General features: G+C 63.1%; 16 protein-coding genes. 5 read left to right on the forward strand and 11 right to left on the reverse strand.

Translation table 11 applies throughout. The annotated features are described in order from the left end of the window. Positions 1-8 precede the first annotated feature (8 nt). From HNQ60_RS20060 to HNQ60_RS20070, 3 genes are all read right to left on the reverse strand, one after another. A complete protein-coding gene (locus HNQ60_RS20060; protein ID WP_184334569.1) occupies positions 9-320 on the reverse strand; it encodes a hypothetical protein in 312 nt (103 codons plus the stop codon). 153 nt (positions 321-473) lie between these two features. Further along, positions 474-2078 (reverse strand): tetratricopeptide repeat protein, encoded by a 1605-nt coding sequence (locus HNQ60_RS20065; RefSeq protein ID WP_184334570.1) that lies wholly within the window; start codon positions 2076-2078, stop codon positions 474-476. A gap of 1 nt (position 2079) precedes the next feature. After that, positions 2080-2820, reverse strand: coding sequence for a VIT1/CCC1 transporter family protein (locus HNQ60_RS20070; RefSeq protein WP_184334571.1), 741 nt, complete (start codon positions 2818-2820; stop codon positions 2080-2082). A gap of 323 nt (positions 2821-3143) precedes the next feature. On the opposite strand from HNQ60_RS20070, the gene HNQ60_RS20075 reads away from it, so the two are divergent. Continuing rightward, the gene (locus tag HNQ60_RS20075) at positions 3144-3461 is read left to right on the forward strand and encodes a hypothetical protein (RefSeq protein WP_184334572.1); all 318 of its coding nucleotides are present in this window, start codon (positions 3144-3146) and stop codon (positions 3459-3461) included. A 51-nt stretch (positions 3462-3512) separates the two neighbouring features. Here HNQ60_RS20075 and HNQ60_RS20080 read toward each other — a convergent pair whose 3' ends face one another. From HNQ60_RS20080 to HNQ60_RS20095, 4 genes are all read right to left on the reverse strand, one after another. Continuing rightward, positions 3513-3911 carry a hypothetical protein gene (locus tag HNQ60_RS20080; RefSeq protein WP_184334573.1) on the reverse strand — a complete coding sequence of 133 codons (399 nt, stop codon included), beginning with the start codon at positions 3909-3911 and terminating at the stop codon, positions 3513-3515. An 82-nt stretch (positions 3912-3993) separates the two neighbouring features. After that, the gene (locus HNQ60_RS20085; RefSeq protein ID WP_184334574.1) at positions 3994-5424 is read right to left on the reverse strand and encodes an efflux transporter outer membrane subunit; all 1431 of its coding nucleotides are present in this window, start codon (positions 5422-5424) and stop codon (positions 3994-3996) included. Further along, complete coding sequence (locus tag HNQ60_RS20090) at positions 5421-8579, reverse strand: efflux RND transporter permease subunit (RefSeq protein WP_184334575.1); 3159 nt, start codon at positions 8577-8579, stop codon at positions 5421-5423. The genes HNQ60_RS20085 and HNQ60_RS20090 overlap by 4 nt, the downstream gene beginning before the upstream one ends. A gap of 108 nt (positions 8580-8687) precedes the next feature. Next, the gene (locus HNQ60_RS20095; RefSeq protein ID WP_184334576.1) at positions 8688-9839 is read right to left on the reverse strand and encodes an efflux RND transporter periplasmic adaptor subunit; all 1152 of its coding nucleotides are present in this window, start codon (positions 9837-9839) and stop codon (positions 8688-8690) included. A 227-nt stretch (positions 9840-10066) separates the two neighbouring features. Here HNQ60_RS20095 and HNQ60_RS20100 point away from each other — a divergent pair, with 227 nt between their 5' ends. Beyond that, positions 10067-10579: a DinB family protein gene (locus HNQ60_RS20100; protein ID WP_184334577.1), complete on the forward strand. Its 513-nt coding sequence runs from the start codon at positions 10067-10069 to the stop codon at positions 10577-10579. Further along, positions 10576-10959: a RidA family protein gene (locus HNQ60_RS20105; protein ID WP_184334578.1), complete on the forward strand. Its 384-nt coding sequence runs from the start codon at positions 10576-10578 to the stop codon at positions 10957-10959. The genes HNQ60_RS20100 and HNQ60_RS20105 overlap by 4 nt, the downstream gene beginning before the upstream one ends. A 71-nt stretch (positions 10960-11030) precedes the next feature. Here HNQ60_RS20105 and HNQ60_RS20110 read toward each other — a convergent pair whose 3' ends face one another. Together HNQ60_RS20110 and HNQ60_RS20115 are read right to left on the reverse strand one after the other, a co-directional pair. After that, positions 11031-11972, reverse strand: a complete 942-nt coding sequence (locus HNQ60_RS20110) for a hypothetical protein (RefSeq protein WP_184334579.1) — start codon at positions 11970-11972, stop codon at positions 11031-11033. Further along, positions 11972-12454, reverse strand: coding sequence for a phosphate-starvation-inducible PsiE family protein (locus HNQ60_RS20115; protein ID WP_184334580.1), 483 nt, complete (start codon positions 12452-12454; stop codon positions 11972-11974). Before HNQ60_RS20115 ends, HNQ60_RS20110 begins: the two co-directional genes overlap by 1 nt. 289 nt (positions 12455-12743) lie before the next feature. Between HNQ60_RS20115 and HNQ60_RS20120 the strand changes: the two genes are divergently transcribed. Continuing rightward, positions 12744-13343, forward strand: a complete 600-nt coding sequence (locus HNQ60_RS20120; protein ID WP_184334581.1) for a hypothetical protein — start codon at positions 12744-12746, stop codon at positions 13341-13343. A gap of 211 nt (positions 13344-13554) precedes the next feature. Next, complete coding sequence (locus HNQ60_RS20125) at positions 13555-15822, forward strand: patatin-like phospholipase family protein (RefSeq protein ID WP_184334582.1); 2268 nt, start codon at positions 13555-13557, stop codon at positions 15820-15822. A 111-nt stretch (positions 15823-15933) separates the two neighbouring features. On the opposite strand, the gene HNQ60_RS20130 is transcribed toward HNQ60_RS20125, so the two are convergent. Both HNQ60_RS20130 and HNQ60_RS20135 read right to left on the reverse strand, forming a co-directional pair. Then, positions 15934-16629 (reverse strand): class D sortase, encoded by a 696-nt coding sequence (locus HNQ60_RS20130; protein ID WP_184334583.1) that lies wholly within the window; start codon positions 16627-16629, stop codon positions 15934-15936. A gap of 90 nt (positions 16630-16719) precedes the next feature. Continuing rightward, entirely contained in the window at positions 16720-17394 is a 675-nt protein-coding gene (locus HNQ60_RS20135) for an outer membrane beta-barrel protein (RefSeq protein ID WP_184334584.1), read from the reverse strand. Positions 17395-17434: the final 40 nt, after the last annotated feature.

The raw sequence follows: 17434 nt of genomic DNA on the forward strand, positions 1-17434 counted from the left end.
CCGCAGCATCAGCGCGTCGGTCCGTGATCCGAGATGTAGCGGAGCAGTTCGCCTTCGACACGCAGGCGCAGCGCGCTGAATTCGCGGCGCATGGCGTCGTCCGAAGGCGCGTCAGTGAGCCGCTCGATCACTTCCGTGCAGGCGGCGTACTCCTCGCACAACTCCCGGAACGTCTCGTCCCTTTCGAGCAACTGCAGCGACACCGATTGCAGATGCGGGAACCGGGCGACGAGCAGCAGCGCGTAACGACGGATCCGGAGAGCGTCGTCCGGATCGATCGGCATGCGCGGAGGCTTGTGGCCGGATCGGGGCATTTGCATGGGTGACCTGCAGCGCAGCGATGATTCGCGGTGCCACCCCATGCCGGTAGTAACAGCGGGTTAGTTACGGTTTCATACGCCGGCACCGGACGCACGCGATCCGCATCCGGCATGGCGACGTGCTGCGGGAAGCTAAAGGGAGACCGCGAAAGGTCAGGTCAGTACGAGGCCGGCCTTGCGAAGGCCGAAATCGATGCATTCGCGCAAGGCTGGCGCCTTGATGTAGTACTGGATCATGGTTCGCCCGTGTGCGGGGAACTGCGGTTTCGAGAGCAGCAGCTCAGCGACGTGTCCCTGCGCTTCTTCCGTCCGCCCGAGATGACCGAGGCAGCAGGCCATCATGAGATCGCGCCAGAAGAAGCCCGGATCGCGATACTCGAGCGCCGCGCGATGAGCGCCTTCGAAGTCGCCGCGCCGCAGCTGATCCGCCCAGAGCCCGTGATAGACCTGCGGCGAGCAGTAGGGGTTGCGTTGCATCGTTTCGCGCATGAGCGCGACACCGTGATCCCACTCGCCCGAGAGCGCCAGCAACCAGCCAATGACTTCGCGGCAAACCAGTGAATCGGGATTTAGTTGCAGCACCTGATGCAGCTCTTCCCGCGCCGCCTCGATCTCGCCCTTGGCGAGCAGCGCCGTTGCGAGAACGCTGCGTGCACGCGTACCGCCCGGGTCCAGCATGACAGCACGAGAAGCATGGTCGATCGCCTTCTCGACAGGCGTATACAGCGGCGAGAGCTGGAACGTGTGATTCAGCACGAACAGCCGGGCGAGATACGTCCATCCCGCCGCCAGTTGCGGAGCGCGCGCCGTGAGCGAGCGAACGGCCTGGATGGTCGGGACGAGCTCATCGACCTGGCGCGAGAAGAGAAAACGGTAGGCGCGTGCGATCGGACCGAAACTATCGGCGGCCTCACCGCTGCGATGCACCGGATCGGTGGCCAGAACCCGGGCAATGGCGCCGTTCTCGCAGCCGAGCCGGGCCGCCATGACTCGTGCCATATCGCCGAGACCGCAGGACCAGCGGGAAGGATGTGGGGTGCAGCGATGTTCATCGCTCCAGACCTGCTGTCCGCTATGACGATCGATCAGTCGGGCCGACATGATTCTCTCGTCGTTCATGCAACGCAGGGTGCCGCGAAATTCGAAGCGGATCGATGCCTGCTGCCGCGCATCCATGTGATGCATCGAGCTTTGTCGAACGACGTGGACATCGTCGTAGCGGCACAGCTCCATGGCGAACTCGTCCTTCAGATGAGCCGCGATTGCCTCGTCGGCCGGGTCCGTCACGAACGGGTGGATGAGCACGGTGGGCCATTCGGTCACATCGGGCCGGCACGCCGTTTCGACGAGATCCGGCAACGGATCGGCTGTGCGCGTCATAGTCGTGAAGACTGGCGCATAGCACCCCTTGGGCAGCTGGATGCAGACGTCCCGCAAGTCACCGGTCAGGAGGTAGTAGCGCTCGAGCGATCGACGCAGCCGCCCTGCCTGGACGCGAACGATCGGGTCGAGCACGGCATCGAAATCGGTCCCGCGACCGAACACCTGCATGGCGATCGTCGTCTGATTCAACGCCTTGCTGCGGCCGGCGAGCGTTTCATCGATGACGAAGCGGAGGAACTGCCGCGAGCGGACGGACGCATCGAAATGCGCGCTCTTCAGCAGCGCCTCCAGGTGTTGCCGAACCTGCTGTTGCAGCATCGATCCTTCTCGCTCGACGATGCCTTGGTCAGCGCGGTTGTTCTGGGCGAGGAACATTTCAGCCTCCCAGCGCGATCGCGGCGAGCACCAGCGCGGTGCCACAAAGCAGGAAGATCGTTCCGACGAGCCAGGGCTTGCTCTCCGTGTGGCGAGCCCACGACGCACCGACGATGAAGAGCAACGCCAGCAACACTGCGTTTGAAACGCGCAGCGCGAGCCTCGCATCGTCGATGAGCAGGAACGGCAACGCGGCAGGAAGACTCGTCAGCACGACCAGCACGAAGCTGGTGAATGCGCCGAGCCAGTCCGCCTTTGTAATCCGCGACGCCTGTGGCGGCCGTGCTGCAACATTCGCCGCAACGCGCCGATACAGGTCGTTGCGTTCGACCGGCGTGAGCACGTCGCCCACGAGCGGTTCGAGTTCATCGGCGACGAGCGCAGCGGCGTTGGCTTGATCCGTCTCCCTGATCGCGCGTCCCAGTCTCCGCAATCGTCCGCGATCGAACAACTGCCCCATGAGGTAGAGGGCGGCATCGATGATGCCCCAGGCGATGTTGCAGCCGAGGACGGCGATGAGCAGTTGCCGGGCGCCTTCCCGGCCTTCGTCCTCGATGATGAGACCGGCGCTCAGCGTGAACGTCAGCGTCATGATGAGGCCGAACAGGATCTCCGCGAGACTGGTCGAAGGATCGAGGTAGCGATGCATCAGGTCCGTGTGCGGACGCGGTGCAGCACCTGACAGCTGCCCTGCGGGAGCAGCATCGACAAAGTGATCGCCGAGCGTTTGCTTGATGCTCATCCGTGCCAGCCCGAGGGAGAAGATTAATGGTCCGCTGCGCTGACAGCGGCGACCGCGATATCGTCACGTTGCGGGTGACCCAACCCTATCGCCCGGCCCGTGGAGCTGACATACGCAGATCAGCCTAGCACCTTGGGGAAGGATTGCTTTTGCCCCCACGACCGTGTTCGCTGCACTGCGCTTGGGCGTTCCTTCATCGCATTCAAGTTGCGACATCAACAGCACACCAGAACTGTGCAGTGCGACAGGCATAGGGGTAAGACTCTATGGCCGTTTCTTCGCATTGGAGGAAGCTCGCGTCGGAAGTCACGAGGGGAGGGCGTATGGCTAAGAGCGACTTCGGCCACGTCTGGCACGAAAAACAGCTCAACACCGTGGACGACGAGATCGCGCGGCTGGCGGCCATATGCGACATCCGCATGCTGGATCCGGGAGTGATCGAGCGCGTCATCAACGGCGACGACAGCGTCTGCGGTCGCTCCAACGAGAAAGCGTTCAAGCAGCTGCGCAGTCTCGTGGGATTGCATTACTCATTGACCGCAGACAGCATCCAGGCGATCGGTCCGGAGGAGTCGCGAAAGATCCTCGATCGGATCCGCGAGCGGATCGGCCAGCGTTACGACATCGGCGGAGAGCAATAGCGGGGGCAGCCGATCATCCACGGCGGACGCCGTGGACGATCGCAATGCGCTTCAGGCTTTGACTTTGCACTGACCGAAAATCACGTAGGAGCCCTCGCGATCGACGATGGCGATCGCCAGGCGACCCGTCGTGCGGTGAATCGTCGCGGACCACGCGAACTCCAGGCTCGTTCCCTGCATCACCAGCGACTTCGTGTTGTTGCTGAAGCTCTGGATCGGCAGTTCGGCGTTGCGGTAGGGCGTCTTGACCTGCATCTTCTGGACGTCGAAATAGAGATTCACGTCCCGGCCCGCCTCCGGCTTGAGCGGCTTGCAGGTTTTTTCCGTAGGCAGGCAGTCGTGACCGCTCTGCGGCGCGCAGACCAGCGGCTTTTTGCCGTCGTAGTCCTCAGCAGCATGTACGGCGGATGCCGCAAGCAGCACGGCCGTCAACAGGCAGATCTTCTTCATCATCGTCTCCCTTGCGTGTGGATAGCACCCGGGACGCGTTATACGGTCCGCGCATCGCCAGCACGCTCCGCACTTTTACGCATTACTTGGGCTGCAGTGCCTGCAGCTCGCTGTCCGACCAGCCGCCGCCCAATGCCCGGTACAGATCGATGTAGGACTGCAACTGAGAGAGCCTCGCGCGTGCGAGATCGATCTGTGCAGCGAACAACTGGCGCTCGCCATCCAGGACTTCGATATAGCTGATCACGCCGGCGCGATAGCGCATGCGCTGCAGACGAAGCGTTTCGGCGGCGGCACCAGTGCGGACTTCATTCTGTGCGATGACTTCCCGGACCTGGTCCGTCGCGACCAGCGTGTCAGCGACTTCGCGCAATGCCTGCAACACACCGGAGCGGTAAGCGAATTCGGCTTGTCGTTGCACAGCCCGTGCCGCCGCGACATTCGCGTTGCCACGGCCGGACTGAAAGATGGGCATATCAGCACTCGGCCCCACCGCGAAGAGGCTCTGGGCGGGCTCGTCGCCGTCGAGCAGGCGCGATAACTGGGGACTGATGATGCCGAAGAATGAGGTCAGACCGATCGACAGGTGTGGGAAGCGGCTGGCCTGAGCGACGCCTACTTGCGCGGTCGCCGCATGCAGTTGCTGCTCGAGGAGCCGCACGTCCGGCCGTCGCTCGAGGAGCTGCGCGGGCAGGCCGACGGGAATGTCGGGCGGAACGATGATGAACGTCGGCGGCTGGCTTCGTTGCACTTCGTCCGGAGGATTCCCGAGGAGGAACTGCAGGAAATTCTCGATCTGCGCCCGCTGCTGCAGGGCCAGCGGCAGCTGCGCCCGCGTCGTGGCCAGCTGTCCTATGGCTTGCTGCTCTTCGGCACCGGAAGCGACACCGTTGCGAAGCAGGGATTGCACCAACGCGAGAGATTCCTCCTGGGTACGGATCGTGTCGCGAATGATCTGGATCTCCGCATCGATCTCGCGAAGCTGGAACCACGTAGTCGCAACCGCTGCGACGAGAGAGCTCATCACCGCTCGTGCGTTGTCCTCGGATGCCATGAGCTGCGCACGCGCCGCTTCGTTGGAGCGTCGGATCCTGCCGAAGAGATCGAGCTCCCAGGTGAGCGACAGGCCGCCGGAGTAGGACGCATCTTCGGTGCTCGCCGGGTTCGGACTCGTCGACACGGTGGCACGGATGTCGGGACCGAAGGCGCTGCGGGCGACGCGTTGCTGCGCGCGAAACTCCTCGACACGCGCGACCGCACTGAGCAGGTCGAGATTGCTCGACAGCGCCACGCGGATCGCCGCCGCGAGCTCCGGATCGCCAAACATCCGCGCCCACGCGACATCGGCGATGGACTTCTCGGTTTGCACTTCAGGCGCGGCACGATACTGGTCGGGCGGCTTGACTGACTCGGGCCGCTCATAGTCCGGACCGATCGCGCAGCCGGCCAACGCCCCCGCAACTACGAGCATTCTGGCCAGCAGCCAGCCGCCAGTTCGCAGTCGCCTCTTCACGGCTTCGCCTCCACCGCAACCGGCGCCTTCGGCTCGCCACCGAACTTCTCAGCCAGTCCCTGGATCATCACGTAAAAGCCCGGCACCGCAAGCGATGTGAGGAGTGTCGCGGCGATCATGCCGCCGAACACTGCGATACCGACGGAGTGCTTCGACGCAGCGCCGGCCCCCGATGCAATCGCAAGCGGCACCACGCCAAGAATGAACGCGAAGGAGGTCATGAGGATCGGCCGCAGTCGCAACCGCGCTGCTTCGAGCGCCGACTCGATCAGCGGCTTGCCGGCCTCGCGATTCAGCTTCGCGAACTCGACGATCAGGATCGCGTTCTTGGCCGACAGGCCGATCAGCGTGACGAGGCCGATCTGTCCGTACACGTTGAACGCAATGCCGCCGAGCTTCAGCGCGAACAGCGCGCCCATGAATCCGAAGGGCGTCGCGAGCAGCACGGCGAACGGCACTGCCCAGCTTTCATAGAGCGCCGCGAGGAAGAGGAACACGACGACGATCGACAAGGCCATCACGAGAACGGCCGTGTTGCCAGCTTCTTTCTCCTGCAAGCTCTGGCCTGTCCATTCGATGTCGTAGTCGGCCGGCAGCGTCGTTTCGGCGAGGCGTTCGATCGCACCGATTGCCTGTCCGGAGCTGGCGCCGGGAGCGGGCGTGCCGCTCAGCGCGGCTGTGCGGTAGAGGTTGTAGCGCTGCATGAATCGGGCGCCGGTCGACGGAGTCGGCGAGACCACTGCGTCCAGCGGCACCATGTCACCCTGGCCGTTGCGCACGAACAGTTGCGCGATGTCCCGAACTTCCTTACGGAACTCCGTGTCCGCCTGGATCGTGACCTTGTAGTTGCGACCGAACGCGGTGAACTCGTTCACCTGGTAGCCACCCATGAAGGTCTGCAGTGTCGTGAAGACATCGTTCACGGGAACACCGAGCTTCTTCACCTTCTCGCGATCGACACTGAGACGATAGTTGGGCGTCGTCGCGGAGAAGGTCGTCGTGATGCGACCGATCGCGGGATCCTGCTGTGCCGCTGCGATGAACTGCTGCGTGACCTGCGCCAGTTCCTGTGGCGTCTGATTGCCCCGGGCTTCGAGCATCGCTGAGAAGCCTGACACAGCGCCGAATCCCGGCAGCGCCGGCGGATTGAACGCGAAGATCACGGCTTCGGGAATGTGCTGCGTCTTCATCATCAGCGCCTGCAGGATTGCCAGCGCATGCTGATCGCGTGCCTTGCGCTCCTCCCACGGTTTGAGCCGGACGATGACGAGCGCGCAGTTCGATGCTGCCGTGCCGGAGATGAGATCGAACCCCGCAACACCGGTGACAGCGTCGACGCCAGGATGCGCCTGCACGATCTCTTCGACCGCGTCGAGCACGCTCAGCGTGCGCTGCTGTGCGGCCGCATCCGGCAGGATGACCTGCATGAAGACCGCGCCTTTGTCTTCGTCGGGAACGAAGCCCGTTGGCGTGATCTTGAGGAGGCCGAGGATCGCCACGATGACGACGCCCAGTGTGATGACGACCAGCGTGATGCGGCGCGCCCCCATGCCGGCGGCTTGTCCATAGCGATCGTTCAGCCGGTCGAACCCGCGATTGAAGCGATGAAAGAACTTCCGGATCGGCCCCTTCGGTTCGGCGTGCGGGTCATGTTCCTGTGGTTTCAACAGCATCGAACAGAGAGCGGGCGTCAGGGTCAGCGCCACGAGCGCGGAGAAGAGCGTCGCTACTGCAATCGTCAGCGCGAACTGCTTGTAGAGCTGTCCCGTCACGCCGGGAATGAATGCCATCGGCACGAAAACAGCCGCGAGCACCAGCGCGATCGCGACAACCGGGCCTTGCACTTCGCTCATGGCCTTGCGGGTGGCTTCGAGCGGCGTCAGCTTGTGCGCGTGCATGTTCTGCTCGACGGCTTCGACGACCACGATGGCGTCATCGACCACGATGCCGATCGCGAGCACCATGCCGAACAGCGACAGTGTATTGATCGAGAAGCCGAGGGCCTGATAGGCGGCGAATGTCGCGATCAGTGACACCGGCACGGCCAGCATCGGAATGAGCGTCGCACGCCAGCTCTGCAGGAACAGATAGACGACGATGAGGACGAGGATCAGTGCTTCGACGAAGGTATGGATCACTTCCTCGATCGATGCTGACACGAACTCCGAGGTGTCGTACATGATCTTGTAGTCCATGCCCGCCGGGAACGACCGCTTCAGCGCGTCGAGCTCGTTTCGTACGAGCTCGGCCGTCTGCATCGCGTTCGCGCCCGGTGCGAGTGATACGGCCATCATGACGGCCGCCTGTCCACGGAATCGAGTCCGGAAGTTGTAATCCTTGCCGCCCAATTCGACGCGACCCACATCGCGTACCCGGATGAACGAGCCGTCTGGCCTCGAGCCGACGATGATGTCGGCGAACTCGCCCGGATCGACGAGGCGCCCGCGCACACGCAACGAATACTGGAAGCTCTGGTCCTTGTCGGCGGGCGGCTGTCCCACCTGTCCGGCCGGCGCCTGGACATTCTGTTCCTGAATTGCCCGGGCGACGTCACTCGCCGTAAGCCGCAGGCTCGCCATGCGATCCGGTCGCAACCACACACGCATGCCGTACTCGGAGCCGAAGACCTGCACATCGCCGATGCCGGTCACGCGCTTGATCGGATCGACGACGTAGACGTAGGCGTAGTTGTTGACGAACAGCGCATCGAGCGACGGATCGGTCGCCGTCAGCATCAGATACATCAGCGTATCGGGCGATTGCTTGCGAACGGTCACGCCCGCATTGATGACTTCCTGCGGCAGCGTTGCTGTCGCCTGCGACACGCGGTTCTGAACTTCGACTGCAGCCAGATCGGGATCGCGCTCGAGCGCGAACGTGACCGTGAGGCTCGCGCTGCCGTCGTCGCCGCTCACGCCGTTGATGTACAGCATGTCCGTGACGCCGTTGATCTGGCGATCGAGCGGCGAGGTGACCGCGTCCTCCACGACATCGGAGCTTGCGCCGATGTAACCGGCTTTCACCTGCACCGTCGGCAGCGCGATCTCCGGAAACTCGCCGACCGGCAGGGTGATCAGCGACAGCGTCCCGACCAGCACCAGGAACAGCGAGATGACGATGGCGAAGACCGGCCGATCGATGAAGAAGCGGGACATGGTAGGAGGAGCGGTTAGCGGTTGGCGGTTGGCGGTTGGTTCGGAATGCGGAAGGAGCGTGCGTGTCCGGGCGCGCAGCGCTGCTGGCTAACCGCTAACCGCCAACCGCTAACCGCTGCTCTGTTCATTCAGCTGGTCCGCTGTGATCAACGTCACTTTGAGCGGGGAGCCGGGGCGTGCCTTCTGAACGCCTTCGACGACGACGCGGTCGCCGGGTTTCAGGCCCTGGTCGACGATCCACTGGGTGCCGAGTCGGGGGCCGAGCTGGACTGGGCGCATCTCGGCCTTGTCGCCTTCGCCGACGACGATGACGAAGTAGCGGCCGAGTTGCTGCTGCACGGAGCGATCGGGAATCAGGATGGCGTTCGCGCGTTGTTCGGCTCTGACGCGAATGCGGGCGAACAGGCCGGGGATGAGGACGTGATCCGGATTGGGGAATTCGGCGCGCAGCGCGAACGTCCCGGTCGTGGGGTCGAGCGCGTTCGCGATGAAGTTGATCTGTCCGGGATTCGGGTAGAGCGTGCCGTCGCTCAGATGCAGCTGCACTTCCCGGAAAGCAGAATCGGGTGCGGGGCGGGCAGGGCCGAAGCGCTTGCGATACTCCAGCACCTCGGTCTCGCTGACATTGAAATAGACCCACGCCGGATCGTCGCGATAGAGCGAGACGAGCTGGGTGACTCCGGCCGAGATGAGTGCGCCCTCGAAGACCTTGGCATCGCCGATGCGGCCGGTGAACGGTGCGCGAATCGTCGCGAAGTCGACGCCGAGCTCCGCTTCTTCGATCGAAGCGCGTGTTGCGTTCACTTGTGCGCGAGCCTGCTTGGCAGCCGCGACGGCGGAGTCGTAGACCTGTCGGCTGATCGCGTTCTCCGCGAGCAACGGTGCGTAGCGATTCACATCCTGTTCGGCACGCGCAAGGTTTGCTTCGGCAGCGGCAAGTTGAGCCTGCGCGTTCGCGACCTGGGCGCGGTACTCGCGGGCATCGATGGAGAACAAGGGCTGGTTTTCCTTGACCAGCGCGCCGTCGACGAACAGCTTCTTCATCAGCACGCCATTCACGCGCGCGCGCAGGTCGACTTCCTGCGACCCGCGAACTTCGCCAATCCGGTCTGCATAGAGCTCGGTCGGACCGGACTGGACGGCGATCGCTTTGACTTCGGCTGCAGGCATCTCGCCCTGTGCAGATTTTTTTCCGCACGCCGCGAGGCCGCTTGCGGTGACGCAAGCAGTCAGAACCAGCCAGCCGTATCGGGAGCGCATGAAAAAGCATTCTCCGCGTCCGGTCGGGGAATGCGATAAGGGCTAGGGGCAGTCCTGCGCAGCACGAATTTGCAAGCGATTTGCGCCGTGATCGGCCATCGTGCGTGGTGGACCCGGCGTCGATTCCCCGGACTCTGTCCGATTCGGGCCGCTCAGTTTCCTGGACCGCGGTTCTTCGGCTGCCTCGCCTGGCGTATCCTTGGCTGCCGTTCTCCATCGAGCCGGCCATGAATGTCACGTTGAGCGCGCTCGCGGCGTTTCCCGATCAGCTCGCCGCCCACTTCGCCGCGATCCCGTCCGATCTTCGTCACTGGACGCCTCCGGCCTGGGAGGGCATTCCCAGTGAACGTCTGACCCCGATCGAACAGCTCTGTCACGTCCGCGACATCGAAGTCGAGGGCTACCACGTTCGTTTCCAGCGCACGTTGCAGGAAGACAATCCGCTGCTTCCCAGCATCGACACGGATGCGTATGCACGCGATCGCGCGTACGGAAAATCCGAGCCGGAGGTTGTGATCGCGTCGATCCGCGCTGCGCGGGCAAAGACGCTCAGCCTGATCACGGGTCTCACCGAATCACAACTTGATCGCACTGCCGTCTTTGAAGGCTACGGCCCACTCACCCTGCGCAGCCTGATTCATTATCTGTGCAGTCACGATCAGCAGCATCTTGCGGGATTGCAGTGGCTGCTGGGAAAGATGCATGCGAAAGCGTCCACCTCATCACAGGTTGCTCCATGACCCGCCAACTCATCTCCTCCGGCTCCACCTTCGAAGCCGAGATCGGCTATTCGCGTGCTGTCGTCGATGGCGACTGGGTGTTCGTCTCGGGGACCACGGGATTCGACTACTCGACCATGACGATTCAGCCCGGGATTCTCGAACAGACCGAGCAATGCATGCAGAACATCGAGCACGCATTGAAGCAGGCGGGCTCGGGTCTGCACGATATCGTTCGTGTGATCTACGTCGTCCCGGTGGCGAGCGAGTTCGAGCAGTGCTGGCCGGTGCTGCGGAAGTACTTCGGCGAGGTGCGGCCGGCGGCGATGATGATTTCAGCGGGGCTCGCGGACCCGAGAATGAAAATCGAGATTCAAGTGACGGCGAAAAAGCAGGGCTAGTCCCGCGATCGCCGTCATCCCCGCGAACGCGGGGATCGATCTGCTTCCATCCGGTAACCGGGCGCCGGCCCTCACTGCCAGCTGCCGGGTCTGAAGTTGACGCGAATGGTGGCATACGCGTCCGTACCAAGATCGGAATTCGGCCCTTCCCAGTCGCTGCCGGAGAAAGTGAAGCCGCGGAAGCCTGCGACGCCGACTTCGGCGCCGAGCCAGAGAAATTTCCAGATCCGGCGCTCGGCACTGATGCCGAGGTTCCATGCACCAAAGCTCAATTGGGCTTTTCGCGGCGAGCCGTCGTCATCGATCTCTACGGACCATGACGCGTCGGAAGGGGAGACCCCGAAGCGGAAGAGCCAGTCGGTATTGGGCGCATAGAGAATCGCAGGCCACGGCATGATCGCGCTGACGGTCCAGTGCTGGTTCACTGTCCAGGTCAGTCCGACATACGGTGTGTAGAACTCTTCGCGCGGCGCGACGTCCGCGAAGAAGCCGAAGAGCCACGCGAAGCGATCGGTCTGCAGCCAGCGCGCGAACACGCCGCCCATGTACTCCCAGTACCAGCCATCGCCCTCGCTGCTGTGACCGAGCGGCGCAACGAACGCAGCGACTTGCCAATCGGGGCTCGTCTGTCGTGCCCAGCCGACCGGGATAGCGACGCTGAATACTTCCTTGTCGCTGCCGTTCGAGAGATCGAAGCGCGTCCAGTTCATCCATTGTCCGATCACGACGGCGTCGCGACGGCCGATGAGGAAGGGAAGGAACGTGGCTTCGGAAACGGATTGCTGTTCGAACGTCAGCTCGCCGGGTTCACCGGAAGGCAGCAGGAATCGGCTCTCGTCGTAGAACGTCGCGCTCGCCCACGCGAACGGAATGAAGGGGATGTCGCTGCGGGCGCGATTGAACACGAAGTCGCTCTCGGCGAATCGCTTCGCGGCATCGTCGAGTGTTCCCGCGATTGCGCCCGCCGACGAAAGAATCAGTAGCCCCGCGGTTGGCAAGATGCTGCTATGCATCAGCATCGGCTATCGGGCCCAGGCCTCTCGTTCGAGGACCGCTTGACGAGGTAGTAGCCCCCGGTCAGCGCGATCACCAGTACGCCGATACCCACCAGCGTCATGCCGTCCAGACGCTCGAAGTCGAGCAGGATGATGTGGCGGCCCACCGCGATGACCGCGACGACGAGGATGATCTCGAGCCGGATGCGGTGCTCGTTGAAGTAGCTGCGCAGCGTGTCCAGCAGTTCGAGGCCCAGCAGCACCAGCAGCACGCCGCCGAACGCCCGCTGCAGGATGCGCTGCAGGTCCCCCACTGTGATCACTTCGGGAATCGTCGGATGGCCGAAGCCGAAGATCCCGCTGCGGATCCCCAGGTAGATCAGCTTGAGGAGCTCGAACACGGCAATCGCGATCATGAGCATCAGGACGAGCTGCATCGTCACGATGATCACGGTCTCGAACGCCGTACTGAGCTTCTGGATCGGGCGCGGTGACTCCATGAGCAACTCGTACCTGCGCTGGTTTCTGCCGGAAATGACGCGATGCAGACTTGCATGAACCGCGCCGCACGCGATCTGCATGCACCGCGAGAAGCCCACGGTTTCTGCCGATATTCCACGCGCGCGTCGCAGCGTAAATAGGTAACAGGGGCACGCAGACGGGCCCCAAGTTCGCATTGCGTGTTCGGCATCAGCGGACGAAAACATGGCCTTACGCGGGGAACTGCATTAGTCGAACGCGTCGGATCCAATCGCAACAATAGTGACCTCGAGAGCAGGAGAAGGATTTATGCGCAGACCCATTCTGGTATTCGGCGGAGCGGCCATCTCTCTGATGGCAGCTACTGCGCTCGCACAAACGAGCGTCGATCGTTCGTTCACGACAACGGCGAAGAACTGCGAAGGCGTCAACTGGTCGGCAGAAGCGCTCAAGGCCTATCCGAGCATCGCGTCTGCCTGCCAGGGCGTCGAAGTGCGTGACGGCAAGACCTATGTGAAGTTCTCCGGCCGCGTCGAACGCAACATCAATCGCGGCGAGCAGCTCGCTATCAACTTCAGAGAAGGCGACACGATGACGCTGACGCCGCCCGCCAACACGCAGCTGTTCGTGAACGGCAAGCAGACCCCGGTTGCCGACCTGCAGCGCGGTGATCAGCTGAACTTCTACGTGCCGGAAGATCGATTCGTCGCTCAGGTTGCACAGGACGACACGCCGCAGACCCAGTACGTGATCGTGCCGATCGTGTATCGCGAAATCATTCGTGAGCCCTCGCAGCAGGCTGCCTCTCTGCCCCACACGGCAGGCGATGTGCCGCTGTTCGCGCTCGGTGGCTTCATGCTCCTCGGCATGGGCGCTGGCCTCACGATCGTCAGACTGCGCAAGCGCTGATCGCGGCAGAGTCTGAAAAGTAGACAGGTGCCCTCCTCTGCTGGAGAGGAGGGCACGACGAGTTCGACCTCTTCCAGCAGACGACCTCAGCGAATCCTTCACCTCGGGTGAAGGCGCACAAAAAACACGTTCGGTCCCTCCAAGCCACTCCGACACGACAGGCGGGACGCGCCGGATTCGTCTGGCGACGAGATCGCGCAGGGAGCTGACCATGAAATCCGATGACCGGTTGCGGCTTCTCCATCGCGCCGTAGTCTTTGTTGCGGCCAGCGTATTGGTGTCGATGCCAGCGCTTTGCGCGGACACGACGCAGGCGTCGAAAGGCAGGCCTCGCGTTGGACTCGTGCTTGCGGGAGGCGGTGCGAAGGGCGGCGCGCACGTCGGTGTGCTGAAAGTCATGGAAGAACTGCACGTTCCCGTCGACTGCATTGCCGGCACCAGTATGGGAGCACTGATCGGCGGCGGTTACGCATCCGGCATCCCGGCAGCGGGACTGGAAGAGTTCGTCAGCGGCATCGACTGGAAAGCAGTCGTAGGCAACCAGGGCACGCGCGAGCTCGAGCCCATCGAACAGAAGCGCGCGGGAGCGACGTACAGCAACGATTTCGAGCTGGGGATCACGAAGGAGGGCATCGTCTCCCCGGGCGGCCTCGTCAACACCAGCAACATCGATGACCTGCTGCGCACCTACGTGGCCAGTGCGCGTCTCGAGTCGAGCTTCGACGAACTGCCGATCCCCTATCGCGCGATCGCAACCGACATGGTCCAGAGCCGGATGGTCGTGCTCGATCGGGGCGACCTGGCGACGGCGATGCGCGCCAGCATGGCGATTCCCGGCGCATTCGCGCCGGTGCAGATCGATCAGATGATCCTGTCCGACGGCGGTCTCGTGCGGAACATTCCGGTCGATGTGGCTCGTGATCTGTGTGCCGATGTCGTTATCGTCGTGAATCTCGTCGAGCCGCCGGCGGATCCGAAGCGCTTGCGCAGCGCGACCCAGCTGCTGAGCCGCACGATGGACGTGATGATCGAGGCCAACGAGAACCTGCAGCTTGCGTCGCTGCGCCCAGGCGATGTCCGGGTGGACGTGTACATGGGTGACATCACGACAGCGGATTTCGAGCGTGTGCCAGACACTATTCCGCTGGGTGAGGCCGCCGCGCGCGCGATGGCCGCTGATCTCTCGAAGTATGCGGTGCCGCAGCCCCAGTACACGGCGTGGCGGCAGGCTGTCACGACGTCGCAGCACATCGAGGCGAAGCTTGCAGACGTGCGCTACGAAGGGCTCAAATTCGTCAATCCTGAGTACCTCAAGACTACCGGACTGGTCGAACCCGGTGACACCATCAACACGTCGGTGATCAGTCGCGAAGCCCAGCGCATGGCTGCGTTGCAGGACCTGGACTCCGTCGGTTATCGGCTCGACGGCGATCCGGCACAACCGACGCTCACCTGGTTGCCGCGCGAGAAGAGCTGGGGCCCAAACTATTTGAAGGCCGATCTCGGGGTGTATTCCTCCGTCGACGGCGATCTGACGTTCACGATCTACGGCCGGCACGTTCGCACCTGGCTCAACAGTCTCGGCGCGGAATGGCGCAACGAACTGCAGGTCGGCGGTGAAACCCTCATCGCGACGAGCTGGTTCCAGCCGCTCGACGCCGCGCATCGATTCTTCGTCGAGCCGAAAGTTCTGTACTCGCTGGCGACCGAGGATGTGTTCCGGGACGACGAACGCATCGCGCGGTACAACTTCCAGGACTTTGCTGGCATCCTCAACACGGGCGTGAATCTCGGCCGCTATGCCCAGGCCCGTGTCGGCTACATCTACGATTCGAGAGATGTGAAGGTCGACATCGGATCGGAGCTGATGCCCGAGAGCAGCCCGGTCGATGCGGGCTTCACCGCAGCGCTCGAGTACGACAGCCGCGACACAGGATTCAGTCCACAACACGGCATGGCGGCCGCGCTCGAATACATCCACATGGAGGATTCGCTCGGCGGCGACCGGAACTGGGAACGCGCCGAGATGGGCCTGGGCGTCGCGCTGCCGTTCCGCAAAGACATCTGGTGGGTGACGGTCGCTGGCGGCTCCGATCTGAAAGGAAATCTGCCGGCGGATCGAGCCTTCGCGCTCGGCGGACCGGGAAGCTTTCCCGGTCTCGAACTGGGTGAGTTGCGTGTAGGCGGCTACTGGACAGCCGGCACGAGCTACCTGTGGAACGTGAAGGATCTCATGTCGATTCGCAATCTCGCGCTGTACGCAGGCGTACGTGTCGCTGGCGGCGCTGTTTACGATCGCATCGACGACGGCAGGTCGGGTGACATCTACGGTGGATCGATCTTCCTCACGGGTCGTACTTTCTTCGGACCGCTGACGATTGGTGTCGGCGCGACGACGACCGACTCATGGAGCGCGTGGCTGAGCATCGGCCGGCCGGTCGGGCATGGGACGATTCTGGAGCGGGGTATCTTCCGGTGATGCCCCCGTCATTCCCGCGCACGCGGGAATCCATCTGAATCAAGGCATGGATTCCCGCCTGCGCGGGAATGACGGGGATGCAGTCCCGCTTTCGCGGGAGTGACGCCATCTTCAGTTCTTCGCCCCTCGCGCGAAGCTCTCATCATCCAGCCGCGCATGCACGATATAGCGCTTCGGTGCTGAGCCGACGAAGTAGAACGGATAGCACGTGACCAACGTCATGGTGCCTGTCGTCGTCGGGTTCAGCACGCTCACGTCGTCCGGCGTGACGATCGAGATATTGCTGACGCGATAGCGCTTCGTCGCCGTCACAGTGTCGAGGAACATCGTGTCGCCGACCTGGATGTCCTTCAGCGGGCGGAAAAATCCATCGCGATGCGCGGCCACGCCGATGTTGCCGGTCTGGCTGTCGACTGTCGCGGTGCCTTCGATATGCCCCGCGCCGCGATTCAGAATGAAATCGCTCGTGCCGCGGTAGACGGGCACTTCGAGTTTCAGGTTGGGGATGCGGAGCACGGCCTGCGGCGTGGCCTGCTTCGTCAGCGCGTCGTTGTACTCGGCGATCCGCTTCTTGTCCCAGGTCGTCGTGTCCGGCTGGGTGGTCGAGAGACTTCGGATCGAGGTATCGGCGGCCGACGCAACCGCGGATTGCTTCAGCGCCGCCCCATGCTCAGCGCGGGCGCGGTTCAGTGCTTCGACACCATCTTCACTCGCTTGTGCCGACCACGTACGCACACCGGCATACGTGGCGAGCAACAGCACACCACCGGTCCAGGCTGCGATCTCGAGGAATCGGTGAAGCGGCATCAGGAAATGACGAGTGACCGACGACGAATGGGAATGATGCGCTTGCGGCAATCACCCGTCACCTGTCACTCGTCACGATCCTGGTTGCGTTCAATACCTATAAACGATGCCGATCTTGAACTGGTCGAGATCCGGCGTGCCGCTGGCCTCGCTCAGATCGATCCAGTGCTTCTCGTAAGAAGCCCGAAGCGAGTAGCCGGGCCCGAGGTCCCAGCGCAAGCCGAGGCCCAGGTCATACGTGAAGCCATCGACGCTGCGCGTGTCCTGCACGCTGCCGCAGACATAGCCCCACCACGGATCCCACCAGCAGACGTTCTGCGGGCGACCCTCCGGAATGTTGGTATCGATGAAGCTCCAGCCGATGCCAGCTTTCACGAACGGCGTAATGTCGCCGCTGCTGAAGTTGTACACGACGGCGGCCCGAGGGGTGAACGCTTCGTAGCTGCCGGTGACGCCGATTCGCTGCAACGGAACCGGGGGCGTCGTGTTGCTGTACGTCTGCAGCGTCGCGTCATAGTCGACGTCGTTCCAGTCGAGCGCGAACTGCAGTTCGAGATTGTCGTTGAAGCGATAGCCGAAGTTGATCGTAAGGCCGAAATCGTCGTCGAGGGATGCCGATGAACCGCCCTCGAAGTCGACGTCCTGACTCAGTTGATAAAGAATGTCGGCGCCGAATTCCCAGCCGGTGCCCCGATCGGCGCTGGCCGTCGTCCATGCCAGCAGGCCCGCGAAGAGCGCTGCGGCGGTTGATACTGCTCGTTTCATGATGGCTCCTTGAACTTCACCAATCGATGCAACCGACAGC

It is taken from the genome of Povalibacter uvarum, from assembly GCF_014202975.1.
Classification (GTDB): domain Bacteria; phylum Pseudomonadota; class Gammaproteobacteria; order Steroidobacterales; family Steroidobacteraceae; genus Steroidobacter; species Steroidobacter uvarum.

Excerpts from the sequence above, each read along its gene's own strand:
- HNQ60_RS20060 (WP_184334569.1), bottom strand. The coding sequence starts at position 320 with ATGCAAATGCCCCGATCCGGCCACAAGCCTCCGCGCATGCCGATCGAT.
- HNQ60_RS20065 (WP_184334570.1), bottom strand. The coding sequence starts at position 2,078 with ATGTTCCTCGCCCAGAACAACCGCGCTGACCAAGGCATCGTCGAGCGA.
- HNQ60_RS20070 (WP_184334571.1), bottom strand. The coding sequence starts at position 2,820 with ATGAGCATCAAGCAAACGCTCGGCGATCACTTTGTCGATGCTGCTCCC.
- HNQ60_RS20075 (WP_184334572.1), top strand. The coding sequence starts at position 3,144 with ATGGCTAAGAGCGACTTCGGCCACGTCTGGCACGAAAAACAGCTCAAC.
- HNQ60_RS20080 (WP_184334573.1), bottom strand. The coding sequence starts at position 3,911 with ATGAAGAAGATCTGCCTGTTGACGGCCGTGCTGCTTGCGGCATCCGCC.
- HNQ60_RS20090 (WP_184334575.1), bottom strand. The coding sequence starts at position 8,579 with ATGTCCCGCTTCTTCATCGATCGGCCGGTCTTCGCCATCGTCATCTCG.
- HNQ60_RS20095 (WP_184334576.1), bottom strand. The coding sequence starts at position 9,839 with ATGCGCTCCCGATACGGCTGGCTGGTTCTGACTGCTTGCGTCACCGCA.
- HNQ60_RS20100 (WP_184334577.1), top strand. The coding sequence starts at position 10,067 with ATGAATGTCACGTTGAGCGCGCTCGCGGCGTTTCCCGATCAGCTCGCC.
- HNQ60_RS20105 (WP_184334578.1), top strand. The coding sequence starts at position 10,576 with ATGACCCGCCAACTCATCTCCTCCGGCTCCACCTTCGAAGCCGAGATC.
- HNQ60_RS20110 (WP_184334579.1), bottom strand. The coding sequence starts at position 11,972 with ATGCATAGCAGCATCTTGCCAACCGCGGGGCTACTGATTCTTTCGTCG.
- HNQ60_RS20115 (WP_184334580.1), bottom strand. The coding sequence starts at position 12,454 with ATGGAGTCACCGCGCCCGATCCAGAAGCTCAGTACGGCGTTCGAGACC.
- HNQ60_RS20120 (WP_184334581.1), top strand. The coding sequence starts at position 12,744 with ATGCGCAGACCCATTCTGGTATTCGGCGGAGCGGCCATCTCTCTGATG.
- HNQ60_RS20125 (WP_184334582.1), top strand. The coding sequence starts at position 13,555 with ATGAAATCCGATGACCGGTTGCGGCTTCTCCATCGCGCCGTAGTCTTT.
- HNQ60_RS20130 (WP_184334583.1), bottom strand. The coding sequence starts at position 16,629 with ATGCCGCTTCACCGATTCCTCGAGATCGCAGCCTGGACCGGTGGTGTG.
- HNQ60_RS20135 (WP_184334584.1), bottom strand. The coding sequence starts at position 17,394 with ATGAAACGAGCAGTATCAACCGCCGCAGCGCTCTTCGCGGGCCTGCTG.